The organism is Inquilinus sp. Marseille-Q2685, assembly GCF_916619195.1.
Taxonomy (GTDB): domain Bacteria; phylum Pseudomonadota; class Alphaproteobacteria; order DSM-16000; family Inquilinaceae; genus Inquilinus.
Map to the genome: position 1 here is coordinate 56966 of NZ_CAKAKL010000011.1, position 19360 is coordinate 76325.

The following is a 19360-nucleotide window of genomic DNA, read 5'->3' on the forward strand; positions in this document are numbered from 1 at the left end:
GGCAGGGCCCCCTCATGCCTCCCCTCCCCGCGCCTGGCGGTTCTGGAACCACAGGATCGGCAGCACCAGGACCAGCAGCAGCACCACCGCCACGGCCGAGGCCACCGGCCAGTCGCGGTTCGAGTAGAACTCGGCGAACAGCACCTGGCCGATCATCGGGCTGGACGGGTTGCCCAGCAGCGCCGGGATCACGTATTCGCCGGTCGCCGGGATGAACACCAGCAGCGATCCGGCGACGATGCCGGGCAGCGACAGTGGCAGGGTGACGTCGAGGAACACCCGCCAGGGCCGCGAGCCCAGGTCCATCGCCGCCTCGACCAGGCTCTGGTCCAGCTTCTCCAGCGTCACGTAGAGCGGCAGGATCATGAAGGGCAGGTAGGAGTAGACGATGCCGAGATAGACCGCGAACTCGGTGTTCATCATCTCGACCGGCCGGTCGAGGATGCCGCTCCAGACCAGGACGCCGTTGAGGATGCCCTGCTTGTTGAGGATCCCCATCCAGGCATAGATGCGCAGCAGGAACGAGGTCCAGAACGGCAGGATCACGAACAGCAGCAGGATGTTGCGTGCGCCGGGCGAGGACCGGGCGATGCCGTAGGCGATCGGATAGCCGCAGAGCAGGCACAGCGCGGTCGAGATCAGTGCGATCTTGACCGAGTTCAGGTAGCCGGCGAGGTAGAGCCAGTCCTGGGTCAGGAACACGTAGTTGCGCAGCGAGGCGGTGATGGCAGGCCATGAGCCCTCGCCCCATTCCAGCAGCGCCGAATAGGGCGGCCGCCCGACGATGCTCTGGGCCAGGCTGATCTTCAGCACGATCAGGAACGGCACCAGGAAGAACAGCACCAGCCAGGCCGTGGGCACGCCGATGATCAGGCCGCGCCAGGCATCGCCGACCCGGCGCAGGGCCCGGAGCCAGAGCGGCGCGGTCATTCGGTCAGCAGCAGCGAAGCGGCAGGGGACCAGGACAGCCAGACCCGGTCGTCCCAGTCGACCGGCCGGTCCTCCTCCCGCCCGCGGCGCTCGTTCTGCCGACTGACCGAGACCAGCCTTCCGTTGCCGAGCTTCACCCGGAACAGCGAGCGGTCGCCGAAATAGCCGAGGTCGTAGACCATGCCCTGCAGCGTGTTGGCGGCGCCCTGCGGCGGCTCGCGCCCGATCGCGATCTTCTCCGGCCGCACCGCGACCGAGACCGGGGTGCCCGGCGCCACCGCCCCGGCATGGGCGACGACCAGCGGCCCGGCCTGCCCGGTCGCCACCGTCACCCGGCCGTCGGCCGCGCTTTCGACCGTGCCGTCGAACAGGTTGATCGAGCCGATGAAATCCGCGGCGAAGCGGCAGTTCGGATATTCGTAGATGTCGGTCGGCGTGCCCACCTGCACGATCCGGCCGCGATTCATCACCGCGATCCGGGTCGACAGGGCCATCGCCTCCTCCTGGTCGTGGGTGACGACGATGAAGGTGACGCCGACCTGGTATTGGATATTCATCAGCTCGAACTGGGTCTGCTCGCGCAGCTTCTTGTCGAGCGCCGCCAGCGGCTCGTCGAGCAGCAAAAGTTTGGGCTTCTTCGCCAGGGCCCGGGCCAGGGCCACGCGCTGGCGCTGGCCGCCGGACAGCTGGTGCGGCCTGCGTGGGCCGAAGCCCTGCAACTGCACCAGCTCCAGCAGCTCCGCGACCCGGTCGCGCCGCTCCGCCGGGGTCATCGCCTCGTGCTTCAGCCCGTAGCCGATGTTCTTCTCCACGCTCATATGCGGGAACAGGGCGTAGGACTGGAACATCATGTTGACCGGCCGCTCATAGGGCGGCGCCCGGGTGACGTCCTGTCCGTCGATCAGGATGCGGCCGGCGGTCGGCGTCTCGAAGCCGGCGAGCATCCGCAGCAGCGTGGTCTTGCCGCAGCCGGAGCCGCCGAGCAGACAGAACAGCTCCTTGCGGTGGATCTCGAGGTCGACGCCGTCGACCGCGGTGAAATCGGCGAACCGCTTGGTCAGGCCTTCGATCCGCAGGATCGGCTTGGCCTGCGGGTTGAGCCAGGGCCGGTCCTTGGTGTCCGGATAGCGCTCGGCGGTGGCCATCTACGCCGGTGCCGCGCTACTGCCCGGCCTTGATCTGGCTCCAGGCCCGGGTGCGCAGCCGCAGCGCGTCCTGCGGCAGGTCGGCCGGCACGTAGAGCTTCGCCCGCGTCGCCGCGTCCGGGTAGATCGCCGGGTTCTCCAGGACCTCCTTGTTCACGTACTGCGCGGCGGCCTTGTTGGCGTTGGCGTAGTTGGTGAAGTTCGAGGCGGCGGCGATCACCTGGGGCCGCAGCATGTAGTTGATGAAGATCAGCGCGTTCTCGGGATGCGGCGCGTCGGCCGGGATCAGCCAGCCGTCGAACCAGGCCGGGCCGCCGGTGTCCGGCACCGAATAGGCCAGGTCGATCTTCACCCCCGCCTCCTCCGCCCGGCTGGCGGCGGTGGCGTAGTCGCCGGACCAGGAGAAGGCCAGGCACAGCTCCTGGTTCGGCAGCTGGTTCAGGTAGTTGGCGGAATCGACCGCCTTGATGTACTGGCGCACCGGCTTGAACAGCGCCGCCGCGGCCTCGTAATCCTCGGCCTTCTGCGAATTGGGGTCGCGGCCCAGATAGGACAGCGCCATCGGGATCATGTCGGTCGGCGATTCCAGGATCGAGATGCCGCAATCCGCCCATTTCGCCGCCAGATCGGGCTTGAACAGCATGTCGAGCGAGGTGACCGGCGCGTCGGGCATGCGCTGCCTGATCATATCGACATTGTAGGCGAAGCCGACCGTGCCCCACATATAGGGCACGAAGTACTCGTTGCCGGGGTCGTGGCCGGCGACGACCTTCAGGATCTCGGGGTCGAGATTGCCGTAGCCGCTCAGCTTCGACTTGTCGATCTTCCGGAACACCCCGGCCTTGACCAGAGGCGGGATCAGGTGCGAGCCGTGCAGCACCACGTCGTAGCCGGAATGGCCGGCCATCATCTTGGCATCGACGGTCTCGGACGCGTCATAGGTGTCGTAGACCACCTTGATGCCGGTCTCGGCCTCGAAATCCTGGATCGTGGTCTCGCCGATATAGTCGACCCAGTTGTAGACGTTGACGACCTTCTCCTCCTGGGCCTGCGCCGCAGCGGCGCCGAGGAGGATGGCGGCCGCGGCCAGCAGCCGGATGGATCGGGGGGAACGCGTCATCGCCTGGCTCCCTCTGTCGCCTCACCTGCCGGCCGGTTGTCCTGTTCGCCGCGGCCGTCGGCACCTCTTATTCAGAGCCCGGTTCGCCGGGATTCTCCAGCGGATTCTTCACCTGAATTCCTACAGCCCGATCGTGCCCTTCAGCCCGCGCTTCAAGAGGCTGCCGGCGATGATCAGGCGCTGGATCTCACTGGTGCCCTCCCAGATCCGGTCGACCCGCAGCTCGCGGTTGAAGCGCTCGGCCACGTTCTCGCGCATGTAGCCGCGGCCGCCAAAGATCTGCACCGCCCGGTCGGCGACGCGGCCAGCCATCTCTGACGCCAGCAGCTTGGCCACCGAGCAGCGGGCATGCAGCGCCTTGACGTCCAGGCCGCGGTCATGCGCGGCCGCCGCCTCGTAGGTCACCAGCCGCGCGGCGTGCAGCTCGGCCACGCTGTCGGCCAGCATCGCCTGGACCAGTTGGAACCGCGCCATCGGCCCGCCGCCGATTGTCCGCTCCGCCGCGAACTCGGCGGCCGCCTCGATCAGCCGGTCGGCCGCGCCGCAGCAGCGCGCCGCGATCATCAGCCGCTCGCGCCGGAACCAGGCGTGGATGAAGCCCATTCCCTGGCCCTCGGCGCCGATCCGGTTGGAAGCATGCACCCGCACCCCGTCGAAGCGCAGCACCGGGTGGTGGTGGCGGTAGCTGTGGGTGTAGGCCGGGCTGCGAACGGTGCTGAGCCCCGCGGCCGGCATCTCGACGAAGAACAGGGCGTGGCCGCCATCGGTCCTGGCCTGGACGATCACCGTGTCGGCCAGGTTGGCGCTGGTGACGTGCCATTTCTCGCCGTCGATGACGTAGTCGTCGCCGTCCTGCCGCGCCGTGGTGGCGATGTCGTCGACATCGGAGCCGGCGCCCTCCTCCGTCACCGCGGTGCAGACATGCCGCTCGCCCCGCATCAGCGGCAGGACGAAGCGCTCGATCTGGTCCGGCGAGCAGGCCTCGAACATCCAGGACTGCGCCTCGCCGCAGCACCAGGCCAGGGCGTTGGTGACGCGGCCGGTCTGCTCCGCGATCGCCGCCTGGTCGAGCAGCGGCAGCTGCAGCCCGCCATGGCGCTGCGGCGCGTCGATCCGCGACAGGCCGAGCTCGAGCGCCAGCCGCTCGTGCCGGGCCGCGACCTCGGCCGGGATCTCGCCGCCGGCCAGCTCGGCCTCCACCTCCCACGGGATCAGCTCGGCCTCGACGAAGCGGCGGACCCTGTCCTGCCAGCCGCGGGCGCTGTCAGGGAGCGTGAAGCTCATGGCACGGTGCCTCCTCGTCCTCGCAGCGACCCACTCCCTTTCCTGTCATTGCCGGGCTTGACCCGGCAATCCAGGGGCGGCCAGCACCGCTCTCGGTGGCCCCTGGATCCTCGGGTCAAGCCCGAGGATGACAGTGAGGAGAGGATCACCCCCTCTCCTCCTCGCCATCACTCAGGACCGGGCCGTCCCGGGTGAAGTGCCGGGGGAAGACCGAGACCAGCATCTCGACCGCGCAGGCCCGGGCGTCCTCGCGGCCGAACTCCTTCGGCCCCATCATCACATGCAGCCACAGCCCTTCCAGCAGCCCGTTCAGGCTGCGGGCCAGCAGGTCCGGCGACTGCCCCGGCGCCGCCAGCTCGCGGCACAGGGTCAGCAGAGTCAGGTGGTAGTCCTGGTCGTTGGCGCTGCACAAGGCACGGTAATGCGGCCTGGTCTTGGCCTCGCCCCAGAAGGCGCACCAGGCGGCGATCTTGCGCGGGTTGCAGATGCGGCGGTCGAAATCGGCCAGGACCAGCGCCCACAGCTTCTCCGCCGCGGTCGGCCCGGCCTCGTGCAAGGCGCGGCGCCAATGGGCGCGGTACTCGTCGGACATGTAGCGCAGCGTCTCGACGAGCAGCTTCTCCTTGCTCTCGAAATGGAAGTTGACGATGCCGCGCGACAGGCCGGCGCCGTCGGCGACCACGGCCATCGTCGTCTCCTCGTAGCCGCGCCTGGCGATGGCGTCGATCGTCGCCTCGATCAGCTCCTGCCGCCGCAGCTCCTTCGACTGCCGCCGGCCTCCGTTCACCTTCCGCGCGGCCTGGCCTTCGGCCATCGGCACCCCCGTCAAATCGCCACAAAAGCCTAGCATCGGCGGAGGTCTCTGGGAAGATGTTGAATGGACGTCCAGCAAGTTTCTAATTGAACGTTCATTCAACAAGATGGACAGGATGGGCCCTGCCGTGCCATTCTGGGCCTCGACATCGCGGCATCAGAACCGCCGGACCAACGACACAAGGACCGCTGCCATGACCCGCAGCCTGGCGCGCAGCAACGCGCAGTTCCGTCGGGCGTCGACCCGCCTGCCGCTCGGCGTCGCCTCCAACTTCCGCTACTGGGGCGACGACCGGACCATCTATGTGAAGCGCGGCCGCGGCGGCCGGATCTGGGACCTCGACGACAACCCCTATGTCGACTACCGGCTGGGCTACGGCCCGGCGATCCTGGGCTATGCCGACCCGCGGGTGGACGAGGCGGCGCGGCAGGGCATGGAGGTCGGCGGCGTCTTCGCCCTGTCGACCGAGCGCGAATTCACCGTCGCCGAGCGCATCGCCAGGATGATGCCGGCGGCGGAGCTGGTGCGCTTCTCCAACTCCGGCACCGAGGCGGTGATGGCGGCGCTGCGCCTGGCCCGGGCGTATACCGGCAAGGAGTCCTACGTGCTGGTCGAGGGCAGCTATCACGGGCTGTTCGACGCGGCGATGTGGATGGTGGCGCTGGACCAGTGGGACCCGCAGCGCACCGACCAGGATCCGCCGGTCCGCCCCTATTCCCAGGGCGTGCCGGAGGCGGGGCGGCCGCTGGTGCACCTGACCCCGATGAACGACGCCGACCGGCTGGAGGACCTGCTGCGCCGCCGCTCGCACGAGATCGCGGCGATGCTGATCGAGCCGATCATGGGCAATTGCTGCGGCATCACCGCCGACATCGACTTCGTCCGCGCCGTGCGCGAGCTGTGCGACCGCTACGGCGTGCTGCTGATCGTGGACGAGGTGAAGACCGGCTTCCGCGTCGCCCGCGGCGGGGTGCAGGAGCTGATGGGCGTCAAGGCCGACATCACCACCATGGCCAAGGCGATGGCCAACGGCTATCCGATCGCCGCGATCGGCGGGCGCGAGGACATCATGCGCCGCTATGGCCGCGGCGTCGCCCATGGCGGCACCTACACCGCCCATTCCGTGGCGCTGGCCGCGGCCGAGAAGACGCTGCAGATCCTGGACGAGACCCCGGCGCTGGAGACCATCGCGGCCTATGGCCGCCGGCTGCAGACGGGGATCAAGCGGATCCTCGACGCCCGCGGCGTGGTGCATTGCTTCGCCGGCCACCCGTCGATGGGCGGGCTGTTCTTCGCCCCGGCGCCGCCGCGCGACTACCGCGACTGGAAGCGCTCCGACTACAGCTTCTACGACGCTCTGGCCCGCGAGCTGCATGAGGAGGGGGTGCTGTGCGAACCGGATTCGCGCGAGCCCTGGTTCGTCTGCGAGGCGCATGACGACGGCTGCCTGGCCGACACCCTGGCCGGCTTCGAGCGCGCCGTCGATCGCACCCTGGACAAGGGCGGCGACGCGGCAAAGCGAGCCGTGGCACACTGAGCGGCAGACCGGGCGGAGACAAAGCCCATGGGGAAGCGAGCCAGGCAATCCATCCTTGTCCCCCCTCCCCTCGCGGGAGGGGGCTAGGGGGGGGTTGCCGATCGGAGGGCGCAGGCGTTCTGTCGGCAAGGCCCGGCGCATCAGGCCCGATCACCTGATCTTGCGGCGCGAACCCCTCTCCCCCCCTCCCGCAAGGGGAGGGGGGACTCAATAAGAGAAGCCGGTCCTACTCCACCCTCCCCGGCCTCCACCCATGAAGACCTGGGACGTCATCGTCGTCGGGGCCGGGCACAACGGGCTGGTGGCGGCGGGCTACCTGGCCCGGGCCGGGCTCGAGGTGCTGGTCGTGGAGAAGAACGACTGGGTCGGCGGTGCGGCGGTCAGCCGGTCGCTCCATCCCGGCATCCTCTATTCCAACTGCTCCTATGTCTGCAGCCTGCTGCGGCCGGAGATCATGCGCGACCTGGAGCTGCCGCGGCACGGGCTGCAGGTCATCCCCTATGAGGGCGGCGCCGTGTTCACCCGTGACGGCGACGCGCTGGCGACCTACCGCCAGCACGATGCCCACCGGCGCGAGATCCAGCGCTTCTCGCTGCGCGACGCTGAGGCCTATGACCGCTATTCCGCCGACGTCACCCGGCAGTGCCGCTTCATCCGCCCGCTGCTGCTGCGCACCCCGCCGGACCCGGCGTCGCTGCGGCCGCGCGACCTGCAGGAGCTGCTGTATCTCGGCCGCAGGTTCCACGACCTGACCGAGACCGAGATGGCCGACACCATCCGGTTCTGGACCATGAGCATCGCCGAGTTCCTGGACGAGTATTTCGAAAGCGAGGTGGTGAAGGCCAGCTTCGCCCTGTCCGGCATCATCGGCACCGCGCTTGGCCCCTGCTCGCCCGGCTCGGCCTATGTGCTGCTGCACCACTATATGGGCGATGTCGACGGCGCCACCGGGGCCTGGGGCTTCGCCCGCGGCGGCATGGGCGCCATCACCCAGGCCATGGCCGGGTCGCTGCGCGCGGCGAAGGGCGAGATCCGCACCGGCGCCGCGGTCGAGCGCATCCTGGTCGAGAACGGCAAGGCGGCCGGCGTGGTGCTGGCGGGCGGAGAGGAGATCCGCGCCCGGCAGGTCGTCTCCAACCTCGACGTCAAGCGCACCTTCCTGACGCTGGTGGAGGAGCAGGCGCTGCCGGCGCCCTTCGTCAAGCGGGTGCGGAACTTCAAGATCCGCGGCTCCTCCGGCAAGGTGAACATCGCGCTGGACGCCCTGCCCCGCTTCCCGGCGCTGCCCGAGGGCTCCCCCTGCATCCGCGGCGACATGCACTTCACCGACAGCGTCGAGCGGATGGAGCGCGGCTATGACGACTGGAAGGCCGGGCGCTGGTCCGCCGACCCGTTCCTCGACATGATGATCCCGACCACGCTGGACCCGACCATGGCGCCGCCGGGCCAGCACTTCATGAGCTGCTTCGTCCAGTACTGCCCGCCCAAGGTCGAGGGCCGCGACTGGACCGACGCCGACCGCGACGCCTTCGGCAGGACCGTGATCAACCAGATCGCCGAGTATTCGCCTGGGTTCCGCGACCTGATCCTGCACGCCGAGATCCGCACCCCGCGCGAGCTGGAGGCCGAAGTCGGGCTGACCGAAGGCAACATCTTCCAGGGCGAGCTGACCTTCGACCAGATCCTGTTCAACCGGCCGGTGCCCGGCTGGGCCCAGTACCGGTCGCCGGTGGCGGGGCTGTACATGTGCGGGTCCTCCACCCATCCCGGCGGCGGGGTGATGGGCGCGCCGGGCCGCAACGCGGCGGCGGAGATCCTGCGCGACCTGAGGCGCAAGCCCGCGGTGATGAGCGACGCCTATGACGTCCTGTGACGCCATCGTCATCGGCGGCGGCCATAACGGCCTGGTCTGCGCCGCGCTGCTGGCGAAGAAGGGCCGGCGCGTCGTCCTCTGCGAAGCGGCGGAGGAGGGCGGCGGCGCCGCCCGGACGGTGGGGTTCGCGCCGGGCTTCCGCGTCTCCCATGTCGCGCATGTGCTGAACCAGCTGCATCCGGAGGTGATCCGGGCGCTGGACCTGCCGCGATACGGCCTGGCGCTGGCGGCCAGCAACATCCCGACCACGGCACTGTCCGCCGATGGCCGGCATCTCACCCTGCACGGTGCCTTCGGCGAGCGGCTGGCGGGCGACCTGCCGCCCGGCGAGGCCGAGGCCTGGGCGGCGCTGCGGGCCCGGCTGCTGCGCTTCGCCGGCGCGCTGCAGCCCTTCCTGACCCAGACGCCGCCCCGGCTGCGCGGCAGCGGGCGCGGCGACGCCCTGGCGCTGGGCAGGCTCGGCTGGGCGATCCGCCGGCTGGGCCGCGAGGAGATGCGCGAGCTGCTGCGCATGATCCTGATGGATGTCGCCGACGTGCTGGAGGAGGAGCTGACCGATCCGCGCCTGACGGGCGCCGTTGCCTTCGACGCCGTGCTGGGCACCCATCTCGGCCCCCGCTCCCCGACCTCGCTGCTGACGCTGCTGCACCGGCTGGCCGGGCAGGCCGACGGCGTGCCGGCGGCGCTGGCCCTGCCGAAGGGCGGCATGGGCGCGGTCGCCGCCGCCCTCGCCGCCGCGGCCCGGGCCGCCGGGGTCGAGATCCGCACCGGCGCGCCGGTGGCGAAGATCCTGGTCGAGGCCGACCGCGCCGTCGGCGTCGTTCTGGCCGAGGGGGCGGAGATCCGGGCACCCATCATCGTCTCCGGCGCCAATCCGCGCACCACCTTCCTCGACCTGCTCGGGCCCCGGGCGCTGGACGCCGGCTTCGTCCGCCGCATCGGCCATGTCCGGATGCGCGGCAACGCCGCCAAGCTGCATCTAGCGCTGGACGGGCTGCCGGAGGGGCTGGACCCGGCACTTCTGGCCGGCCGGCTGGTGGTCGCGCCGGGCATCGACGCGGTCGAGGCCGCCTTCAACCCGGCGAAATACGGCGAGACCTCGCCCGAGCCGGTGCTGGAGGCGGTGATCCCGTCCCTGACCGACCCGTCCCTGGCCCCGGTTGGCAAGCACGTGATGTGGGTGGTGGCGCAATACGCCCCGGCCGGGCTGCGCGGCGGCTGGTATTCCGGCGGCCCGGAGTTCCGCGACCGCATCCTGGCGGTGCTGGAGCGTCCCCTGCCCGGCCTGTCGGCGCGGGTGACGGCGGCGGAGCTGCTGACCCCTTCCGACCTGGAGGCGCGCTACCGCATGCCCGGCGGCCACTGGCACCATGGCGAGCTGGCGGTGGACCAGCTGATGATGCTGCGCCCGGTGCACGGCGCCGGCCGGTACGCGACGCCGGTGCCGGGCCTGTATCTCTGCGGCGCCGGCAGCCATCCCGGCGGCGGGGTGATGGGCGCCGCCGGCCTGAACGCCGCGCGCCGGATCCTGGCGGAGGTCCGCTGACATGCGCCGCCCCCTGCCCCGCGACCATTTCCGCAGGCCGCTGCTGCAGACGCCGTTCCATCCGCGCCTGGCCGCGCTGATGCAGGCGGAGGATTGGTATAACTGGGGCGGCTATGTCTCCGCCCGCGTCATCCGCGACGCCGAGCAGGAGTACTTCGCCATCCGCAACGCCGCGTCGCTGTTCGACCTGACGCCGATGGTGAAGTACCGCATCGCCGGGCCCGAGGCCGAGGCCTTCCTGGACCGGCTGACCGTGCGCGACGTGTCGAAGCTGCCGGTCGGCCGGGTGCACTACACCTGCTGGTGCGACGACGAAGGCCATGTGCTGGACGACGGCACGCTGTTCCGCCTGGGCCCCGCCGAGTTCCGGCTGTGCTGCCAGGAGCGGCATCTGAACTGGCTCCTGGATTCCGCCATCGGCTTCGAGGTCGAGATCGCCGAGGAGACCGAGCAGGTGGCCGCCCTGGCGTTGCAGGGCCCGACCAGCCGGGCGCTGCTGACCCGCGCCGGCTTCGACGGCATCGAGACGCTGAAGCCGTTCCAGATCCGGGACTTCCACCTGGACGAGGGCCGGGTCACCGTGTCCCGCACCGGCTTCACCGGCGATCTCGGCTACGAGCTGTTCACGGAGCCCGAGGCGGCGCTGGCACTGTGGGACCGGCTGTGGGCGGCAGGCCCCTGGCACGGGCTGCAGGCGATCGGCTTCGCGGCGCTGGACCTGGCGCGGCTGGAGGCCGGCTTCATCATCGCCAACAGCGATTTCGTCACGGCCGAGACCGCGATCCGCGTCGACCGCCGGCGCACGCCCGACGAGATCGGCCTGGGCTGGCTGGTGGACGACAAGAAGGCCGCCTACTGGACCGGCAAGCGCGCCATCCTGGCCCAGCGCCGCGACCGGTCGGCGCGCTGGTGCCTGGTCGGGCTGGACATCGACGGCAATGTCCCGGCCGAGCACGCCATCGTCTACCACAAGGGCAAGGTCGAGGCCGGGCAGATCACCGCCGCCGCCTGGTCGCCCTCGGCCAAGCGCAACATCGCGCTCGCCTCGCTGCGCCGACCCTATGGCGACACGGTCAAGGACGACCTCTGGGTCGAGATCTATGCCCTGCGCGAGCTGGTCTACCACAAGCTGATGGTGCGGGCCCGGGTGGTGGACCGCCCCTTCTATGACCCGCCGCGGCGCCGGGCCACGCCGCCGGGCGAGACCTGACCATGGCGCCCCACAGGCTGGATCCGCTGCTGCGCCCGCGCTCGATCGCGGTGGTCGGCGCCAGCGCCCGGCCCGACTCGGTCGGCGAGGTGATGCTGCGGCAGCTGGTCGAAGGCGGCTTCCCCGGCCCGGTGCATCCGGTCAACCCGAAGGGCGGGATGCTGCAGGGCCTCCCCTGCCTGCCGTCGATCGGCGACCTGCCGGAGCCGGTCGAGCACGCCGCCTTCTGCGTCGGCGATGAGACCATCGCCGAGGCCTTCGCCGCGGCGCTGCGGCACGGGGTGAAGGCTGCGACCATCGTCGCCCCGCTGGCCGATGCCGCCCTGCGCGACCGCATCCGGGCCATGGCGTTGGAAGCCGGGGTGGCGCTGTGCGGCGGCAACGGCATGGGCTTCTACAACTTCACCGACCGGGTGCGGATCTGCGGCTTCGGCACCCGGCCGGACCATGTCCCGGGCGGCGCCGTGCTGCTGACCCATTCCGGGTCGCTGTTCACCGCCCTGGTCGATGCCGAGGCGCGGATCGACTACGCCCTCGCCATCTCCTCCGGCCAGGAGCTGACCACCACCCTGGCCGACTATCTCGATTTCGCCCTGGACCAGCCGGAGACCCGGGTGGTCGGGCTGTTCCTGGAGGCGGCGCGGGATCCCGAACGCTTCGTCGCGGCTCTGGCGAAGGCGCAGGCACGCAACATTCCGGTGGTGGCGCTGAAGGTCGGCCGGACGCAAGCGAGCGCGGCGCTGGCGCTGAGCCATTCCGGCGCCATCGCCGGCGACCACGCCGTCTACGACGCGCTGTTCGAGCGGCACGCTGTCGGCCAAGTGCGGTCGGTCGACGAGCTGGCGGCGGCGATGATGCTGCTGCCCGTCACGGCCAGCGTCGGCCCCGGCGGCCTCGCCAGCACCCATGACAGCGGCGGCGAGCGCGGGCTGATGGTCGACCTCGCGGCGACGTCCGGGGTGCGCTTCGCCGCCCTGTCGCCCGAGACCGTGGCCAGGCTGGAGGCGGCGCTGGATCCCGGCCTGCCGCCGGTCAACCCGCTGGACCATTGGGGCACCGGCCGCAACTACCCGGCCGATTTCGAGGCCTGTGTCCAGGCGCTGATGGCCGACCCGGACACCGCCCTGGGCGCGCTGGCGCTGGACCGCTCGGTCGGCGGCCAGGTGACGCCGCTGTATCTCGAGGTCGCGCGCCGGGCCCGGGCGGCCAGCGGCAAGCCGGTGGCGATCGTCTCGAATCACCAGGGCAGCGGCAGCGACCCGGCGGCCGTGGCCTCGACCCGCGCCGGCGTGCCGGTGCTGGACGGGGTGCCGGCCTTCCTGCGCGCCTGCCGCATCGCCTTCGACCGGCGCGACGCCGCCGCCCGGCCGCCGATGCGCCCGCCGCCGCCCCCGGGGGCGGCGGTCACGCGCTGGCGGGCGCGGCTGGCCGACAGGCATCCCGTCACCGAGGCCGAGGCGCTGCGCCTGCTCGCCGATTTCGGGCTGACGGTGACGCCCTGCGCCATGGCGAAGGACGAGTCCGAGGCGGTCGAAGCGGCCATGCGGATCGGCTTCCCGGTGGCGCTGAAGACCGCCGGCACGGCGCATAAGAGCGATGTCGACGGGGTGCGGCTGGGCCTGGCCGATCCCGTGGCGCTGCACCAGGCCCATCGCGAGATGGCCGCCCGACTGGGCCCGCGCGTGCTGGTGGCGCGGATGGTCCGGGACCGGGGCGTCGAGATGATGCTGGGGCTGCGGCGCGACTCGGATTTCGGGCCGGTGGTGCTGGTGGGCTTCGGCGGCATCCATGCGGAGATCCTGAAGGACGCCGCCTTCGCCCTGCCGCCCTTCGACGCCGCCGAGGCGCGGCGGCTGATCGACCGGCTGCGGCTGCGCCCGCTGCTGGACGGAGCCCGTGGCGCCCCGGCGGCCGACATCGACGCCCTGGCCGAGGCGGCGGCGCGCTTTTCCGCGCTCGCCGCGGCGCTGGGCGACCTGGTCGAGGCGATCGACGTCAACCCGATCCTGGCCCAGCCGCGCGGCGCCGTCGCCGTCGACGCGCTGGTCATCAGGCGGCGCCAGTGAGACGAGGGACCGCCCGCCGGCCTACCAGCGATGGCGCCCCCAGCCGCGATAGCCCCGGCCGCGATAGCCCCAGCCGTCATGGCGCCAGCGGCGGCGGCGCCAGCCGTCGTCATAGTCGTCATTCGCGGCGGCCGCGGCGAGGGCGAGGCCACCCATCGCCAGGACCCCTACGGCCAGCGCCGTGTTGCTGTCCTGCTGCCGCCGTTCGACCTGCGCCTGGATGGACAGCTGGCGGAGCGCATTGCAGGCATAGGGATCGCCGTAGGAGCAGCGCTGCGACGCATAGTTCAGCTGCATCTCCGACGGAGTCGGCCCGCAGGCCACCAGCAGCGCCAGGGCGCCGATCCCGCCGATACGCCGCACACCGGGCTTCAGACCACCGATCGTGATGCCGGCCATCATGTCGTCTCCTGCCGATCTCCCGATCGGCCGGAGGCGACGGTGGCTCCGAATCACGTCAAAATTGTGGTTACCACTATTTTTGTTTGTGCCGACGGACCATCCTCGCCGACATCCCTCTTCCCCAGAACATACAGTGGTGTACTGTACCGGCAGGATCGGGAGGCGCCGGGCGTCCGGCGAAGACGGGGCGGCGAAGACGGGGCGGCGAAGGCGGGGCGGACGGATGCAGCGATATTCCTTCCTGTCGCTGGCGCGGAAGGCGCTGGGCGGCCATCGCGGCTGGGAGCCGGCATGGCGCAAGGCGACGCCGAAGAAGACTTACGACGTCGTCATCGTCGGCGGCGGCGGGCACGGGCTGGCCACCGCCTACTACCTGGCCCGCAACCACGGCATCACCAATGTGGCCCTGGTCGAGCGCGGCTGGATCGGCGGCGGCAATGTCGGCCGCAACACCACCGTGGTGCGCTCGAACTACCTGCTGCCGGACAACCAGCACTTCTACGAATGGTCGCTGAAGCTGTGGCACGGGCTGAGCGAGGACCTGAACTACAACGTCATGTTCTCGGCCCGCGGCTCGATGTTCCTGGCGACCTCGCTGGGCGGGGCCATGGCGCTGCGCCGCCGCGGCAACGGCATGCGCCTGGCCGGCATCGACGCCGAGTGGCTGGAGCCGGACGATCTGCGCCGGATCGCGCCCAATCTCGACTATTCGGACCACGCCCTGTTCCCGCTTTACGGCGCGCTGATCCAGCGCCGCGGCGGCACCGCCCGGCACGACGCCGTGGCCTGGGGCTTCGCCCGCGCCGCCAGCGATCTCGGCGTCGACATCATCGAGGATTGCGAGGTGCTGGATTTCCAGCGCGAGGGCGAGCGTGTCACCGGGGTGATGACGGCCAGGGGCCTGATCAGCGCCGACCGGGTCTGCCTCGCCACCGCCGGCTCCGCCTCGATCCTCGCCGGCAAGGTCGGGCTGAAGCTGCCGATCGAGAGCCACCTGCTGCAGGCCTTCGTCAGCGAGGGGCTGAAGCCGCTGGTCAACCAGGTCCTGTCCTGGGGCGGCAGCGGCCATTTCTACATCAGCCAGTCCGACAAGGGCGGGCTGGTCTTCGGCGGCGACCTGGACGGCTACAACTCCTACGCCCAGCGCGGCAACCTGCCGGTGGTGGAGGACATCGCCACCGCCGCCATCGCGCTGATGCCGAACCTGTCGCGCACCCGCATCCTGCGGCACTGGGCCGGGGTGATGGACATGTCGATGGACGGCAGCCCGATCATCGGCCTGGCGCCGGTCGACGGCCTGTATCTCAACATGGGCTGGTGCTATGGCGGCTTCAAAGCCATCCCCGGCTCCGGCTGGGTCTGCGCCCACACCATCGCCCATGGCGAGCCGCATGAGCTGAACCGGCCCTTCGCGCTCGACCGGTTCGAGCGCGGCCGGATCATCGACGAGAACGGCGTCGGGCCGGTCGCGAACCGGCACTGAGGAGCGGACGACATGCGAATCCCCTGCCCCTGGTGCGGCCCGCGCGACCTGTCCGAGTTCTTCTATGGCGGCGATGCCGGGACGAAGCGCCCGCCGCATGAGGAGACCACGGCCGAGCCCTGGTTCGACCATGTCTATCGCCACGACAACCCGCGCGGCGCGCACAGGGAGTACTGGCAGCACAATTACGGCTGCCGGTCCTGGATCCTGGTCACGCGCGACACGCTGACCCATGAGATCACGGCGGCCGAGCCGCTGCGGCGCCCGGCGGCGGAGGGCGGACGATGACGTCCCATCGCCTGGCCCGGGGCGGGCTGATCGACCGGTCGGCAAGGCTCGGCTTCACCTTCGACGGGCAGCGCTACGAAGGCCATCCCGGCGACACGCTGGCCTCGGCCCTGCTGGCCAACGGAATCCGGCTGGTCGGCCGCAGCTTCAAGTACCACCGGCCGCGCGGCATCCTGTCCGCCGGGTCGGAGGAGCCGAACGCGCTGGTCGAGCTGCGCAGCGGCGGGCGGCACGAGCCCAACACCCGCGCCACCATGGTCGAGCTGTATGAGGGGCTGGTGGCCCAGAGCCAGAACCGCTGGCCGTCCCTGGCCTTCGACGCGCTGGGCGTGGTCAACGGCCTGCTGGCCCCGGTGTTCCCGGCCGGCTTCTACTACAAGACCTTCATGTGGCCGGCCTCGTTCTGGGAGCCGGTCTATGAGCGGATCATCCGCCGCGCCGCCGGCCTGGGCACCGCGGCCAAGGAGGCCGACCCCGACCGCTACGAGCGCCGCCACGCCTTCTGCGACGTGCTGGTGGTGGGCGGCGGCCCGGCGGGCCTGAGCGCCGCGCTGGCCGCGGCCGAGGCCGGCGCCCGGGTCATCCTGTGCGACGAGAACGACCGCTTCGGCGGCGCCCTGCTGGGCGAGGACGAGCCGGTCGAGGGCCGCCCGGCGGTGGACTGGGTGGCGGAGCGGCTGGCGGCGCTGCAGGGCTTCGGCGACCGGGTCACGCTGGTGCCGCGCGGCACCGCCTTCGGGATCTACGACCACGGCACGGTCGGGCTGGTCGAGCGCGTCGCCGACCATCTGGCGGAGCCGCCGCCGCATCGGCCGCGCCAGCGCTTCTGGACCGTCCGGGCCGCGGCGGTGGTGGTCGCGGCCGGGGCGATCGAGCAGCCGCTGGTGTTTTCCGACAACGACCGCCCCGGCGTGATGCTGGCCGGCGCGGCGCATCGCTACGCCCATCGCTTCGCCGTGGCCCCGGGCAGGCGGGTGCTGGTGGCCGGGATCGACGACGGCGCGGCCCGCGCCGCCTTGGCGCTGAAGCGGCACGGGGTCGAGGTCGCCGGGCTGGTCGACAGCCGCGCCGCCCTGCCCGACCCGCTGGCGGAGGAGTTGCGCGCCGCCGGGATCGCGGTCCATGCCGGGTCGGCTTTGCGCGGCGCCAAGGGCCGCCTCGGCGTCGAGGGCGCCCGGATCGGCCCGGCCGACGGCAGCGGCAGGGCTGCCGCCATCGACTGCGACGCCATCGCCATGTCCGGCGGCTGGATGCCGACCACGCATCTCCTGAGCCAGCGCGGCATCCGCCCGAAGCTGGACTGGACCCGCGGCGGCTTCGTGCTGCCGGACCTCGACGGCCCGCTGCTGGCCGCCGGCGCCTGCGCCGGCCGCGCCTCGACCGAGGCCGCGATCGCCGACGGGCTGGCGGTGGGACGGCAGGCGGCAAGGTTTGTGAAGAGCCATGGTGCCAACGTCAGAAAAGTCCCCCCTCCCGCGGGGGGAGAGGGGACTCGGTTGGAGCGCCCCGCCCCTGCCCCGGCGACCGCGCCCGTGGTCGCGGACCCGCAGGTGGGCGGCAAGGCCTTCGTCGATTTCCAGAACGACGTCACCGCCGCCGACATCCGGCTGGCGGCGCGCGAGGGCTTCACCTCGCCCGAGCACATGAAGCGCTACACCACCCAGGGCATGGCGACCGACCAGGGCAAGACCTCGAACGGCCCGGCGATGGACATCCTGGCCGATGCCCGCGGGCTGCGGCGGGGCGACGTGGCGGCGCCGACCTTCCGCCCGCCCTACACCCCGGTCGCCTTCGGCGCCATCGCCGGCCGGTCGGTCGGCTGGCACGCCTATCCGACCCGGCGGCCGCCCTTCCACGAGATCCAGCGGGCCGACGGCGCGGTCTTCATCCGCTCCGGCGGCTGGCTGCGGCCGCATTACTACCCGCGGCCGGGCGAGGGCCTGGGCGAGGCGTCGCTGCGCGAGGCCCGATACGTCCGGTCGAATGTCGGGGTGTTCGACGTCTCGACCCTGGGCAAGATCGACGTCAGCGGCCCCGACGCCGCGGCGTTCCTGGAGCGGCTCTACGTCAACCGGATCGAGACGCTGCCGGTCGGCCGCTCGCGCTACGGCATCATGCTGCGCGACGACGGCATCGTGCTGGACGACGGCACCGTCACCCGGCTGGCCGAGGACCGCTTCTACGTCACCACCACCAGCGCCAAGGCGCATGACGTGGTGCGGATGATGGAGCGGCTGACCGAGGTGGACTGGCCGGAGCTGCGCGTCGCGGTGACCGAGCTGACCGAGGCCCGCGCAGCCCTGGCGCTGACCGGGCCGGACGCGCGCCAGGTCCTGGCCCGGCTGGTCGGCGACGCCGCCGCCGTCTCGAACGACGCCCTGCCCTTCATGGCGGCGCGGGACGTGGTGGTGGACGGGCTGCCGATCCGCATCCTTCGCGTCAGCTTCACCGGCGAGCTCGGCTACGAGCTGCATGTCGAGGCGCAGCACGCCCATGCCCTGTGGCACCGGCTGATCGCGGCCGGCGAGCCGGTCGGGCTGCAGCGCTTCGGGCTAGAGGCGCTGGAGCTGCTGCGGATCGAGAAGGGTTTCCTGACCGGCGCCGAGATCAACGGCCAGGTCACGCTGGCCGACCTGGCGCATGAGCGCTTCGCCAAGCGAGAGGGCAACTATATCGGCAAGCCGCTGGCGCAGCGCGAGGGCCTGGCCGACCCGGACCGGCCGCGGCTGGTCGGGCTGGTGTCGGAGGACGGCGAGCCGCTGGTCGCCGGCGCCCATCTGGTCGAGGGCGGCATGTATCGCCCGAACGAGCCGACCCAGGGCCATGTCACCTCCAGCTGCATCGGCCCGGTCAGCGGGCTGCCGATCGGCCTCGGCTTCCTGGCCCGCAGCCGCGAGCGGATGGGCGGCGCCATCTTCGCCACCGACCCGCTGCGCGGCAGCCACGTCAAGGTGCGGGTGGTCGAGCCCTGCATGTATGACCCGAAGGGGGAGCGCGTCCGTGGCTGAGACCCTGCTGAATCCCGTCGAGGCGCTGTCGACCCTGGACGCCGATGGCCTGAGCTTCCGCCCCTGGCGCCCCGCCGCGATCCTGCAGCTCGCCGCCTGGGGCGAAGACTCCGCCGCCGCCCTCGCCGGCTGGGAGCGCGCTGTTTTCGGCGCCGCCGTCGCCGGGGCCGGCGCGACGCTGACGGCGGGCGGATTGCGGCTGTGGCCGGTCGCCCCCTGGCGCCGGCTGCTGATCGCCGAGGCCGGCACGGCTCTGCCCGGGCTGCCGGCGGAGGTCGCGGCGGTGCCCTGCACCGGCGGCTATGCCGGGCTGCGGCTGGACGGGCCGCGGTCGCGCGACCTGCTGGCCAAGCTGGCAGCGGTCGACCTGCACCCGGACATGCTGGCCGAGGGCGACTTCGCCACCGCCCGGCTGGAGCATGTGCGGGTGCATCTGCAGCGCGCCGGCGCCGACGCCTTCGACCTGCTGCTGCCCTTGTCCTATGCCGAGTTCACCCTCGGCGCCCTGGCCGACGGCGCGCTGGAATTCGGCGCCGCGATCGACCCGGCCCTGCTGCACCGCCCGCCTCCACCCCAGGAAGCGCCGCGGGCGGTGAGCCTCAAATAAGCCGTGCTGCCGTATGTTGGGTTCGCGGTCGCGAACTCAACCTACGC

The 19360-nt window shown here is 71.5% G+C and carries 15 protein-coding genes; 9 read left to right on the forward strand and 6 right to left on the reverse strand.

Annotated features, from left to right (window positions below; genetic code table 11):
* Positions 1–12 precede the first annotated feature (12 nt).
* From LG391_RS31130 to betI, 5 genes are all read right to left on the reverse strand, one after another.
* Complete coding sequence (locus LG391_RS31130) at positions 13–930, reverse strand: ABC transporter permease subunit (protein ID WP_225772430.1); 918 nt, start codon at positions 928–930, stop codon at positions 13–15.
* Positions 927–2075 (reverse strand): ABC transporter ATP-binding protein, encoded by a 1149-nt coding sequence (locus LG391_RS31135; protein WP_225772433.1) that lies wholly within the window; start codon positions 2073–2075, stop codon positions 927–929. Before LG391_RS31135 ends, LG391_RS31130 begins: the two co-directional genes overlap by 4 nt.
* 16 nt (positions 2076–2091) lie before the next feature.
* Positions 2092–3195: a polyamine ABC transporter substrate-binding protein gene (locus LG391_RS31140; RefSeq protein ID WP_225772435.1), complete on the reverse strand. Its 1104-nt coding sequence runs from the start codon at positions 3193–3195 to the stop codon at positions 2092–2094.
* Positions 3196–3315: 120 nt separating this feature from the next.
* Positions 3316–4479 (reverse strand): acyl-CoA dehydrogenase family protein, encoded by a 1164-nt coding sequence (locus LG391_RS31145; RefSeq protein WP_225772437.1) that lies wholly within the window; start codon positions 4477–4479, stop codon positions 3316–3318.
* 145 nt (positions 4480–4624) lie between these two features.
* Entirely contained in the window at positions 4625–5293 is a 669-nt protein-coding gene (gene betI, locus LG391_RS31150; protein WP_225772439.1) for a transcriptional regulator BetI, read from the reverse strand.
* 193 nt (positions 5294–5486) lie between these two features.
* On the opposite strand from betI, the gene LG391_RS31155 reads away from it, so the two are divergent.
* The 5 genes from LG391_RS31155 (at position 5487) to LG391_RS31175 (ending at position 13525) form a co-directional block, all read left to right on the forward strand.
* Positions 5487–6830, forward strand: a complete 1344-nt coding sequence (locus tag LG391_RS31155) for an aspartate aminotransferase family protein (RefSeq protein WP_225772441.1) — start codon at positions 5487–5489, stop codon at positions 6828–6830.
* A gap of 253 nt (positions 6831–7083) precedes the next feature.
* Positions 7084–8703, forward strand: coding sequence for an NAD(P)/FAD-dependent oxidoreductase (locus tag LG391_RS31160; protein WP_225772442.1), 1620 nt, complete (start codon positions 7084–7086; stop codon positions 8701–8703).
* A complete protein-coding gene (locus LG391_RS31165; protein ID WP_225772444.1) occupies positions 8690–10249 on the forward strand; it encodes an NAD(P)/FAD-dependent oxidoreductase in 1560 nt (519 codons plus the stop codon). Before LG391_RS31160 ends, LG391_RS31165 begins: the two co-directional genes overlap by 14 nt.
* Before the next feature lies 1 nt (position 10250).
* The gene (locus LG391_RS31170; protein ID WP_225772446.1) at positions 10251–11459 is read left to right on the forward strand and encodes an aminomethyltransferase family protein; all 1209 of its coding nucleotides are present in this window, start codon (positions 10251–10253) and stop codon (positions 11457–11459) included.
* A 2-nt stretch (positions 11460–11461) separates the two neighbouring features.
* On the forward strand, positions 11462–13525 hold the full coding sequence (locus LG391_RS31175) for an acetate--CoA ligase family protein (RefSeq protein WP_225772448.1): 2064 nt from the start codon (positions 11462–11464) through the stop codon (positions 13523–13525).
* Between the two features lie 21 nt (positions 13526–13546).
* On the opposite strand, the gene LG391_RS31180 is transcribed toward LG391_RS31175, so the two are convergent.
* Positions 13547–13927: a hypothetical protein gene (locus LG391_RS31180; RefSeq protein ID WP_225772449.1), complete on the reverse strand. Its 381-nt coding sequence runs from the start codon at positions 13925–13927 to the stop codon at positions 13547–13549.
* 223 nt (positions 13928–14150) lie between these two features.
* On the opposite strand from LG391_RS31180, the gene LG391_RS31185 reads away from it, so the two are divergent.
* From LG391_RS31185 to LG391_RS31200, 4 genes are read left to right on the forward strand one after another with little or no spacing between them, the layout of a single operon-like run.
* Positions 14151–15410 carry a sarcosine oxidase subunit beta family protein gene (locus tag LG391_RS31185; RefSeq protein ID WP_225772451.1) on the forward strand — a complete coding sequence of 420 codons (1260 nt, stop codon included), beginning with the start codon at positions 14151–14153 and terminating at the stop codon, positions 15408–15410.
* Positions 15411–15422: 12 nt separating this feature from the next.
* Positions 15423–15698 carry a sarcosine oxidase subunit delta gene (locus tag LG391_RS31190; protein WP_225772452.1) on the forward strand — a complete coding sequence of 92 codons (276 nt, stop codon included), beginning with the start codon at positions 15423–15425 and terminating at the stop codon, positions 15696–15698.
* Positions 15695–18706 (forward strand): sarcosine oxidase subunit alpha family protein, encoded by a 3012-nt coding sequence (locus tag LG391_RS31195; RefSeq protein WP_225772454.1) that lies wholly within the window; start codon positions 15695–15697, stop codon positions 18704–18706. The genes LG391_RS31190 and LG391_RS31195 overlap by 4 nt, the downstream gene beginning before the upstream one ends.
* Positions 18699–19313: a sarcosine oxidase subunit gamma family protein gene (locus LG391_RS31200; protein WP_225772456.1), complete on the forward strand. Its 615-nt coding sequence runs from the start codon at positions 18699–18701 to the stop codon at positions 19311–19313. The genes LG391_RS31195 and LG391_RS31200 overlap by 8 nt, the downstream gene beginning before the upstream one ends.
* Positions 19314–19360: the final 47 nt, after the last annotated feature.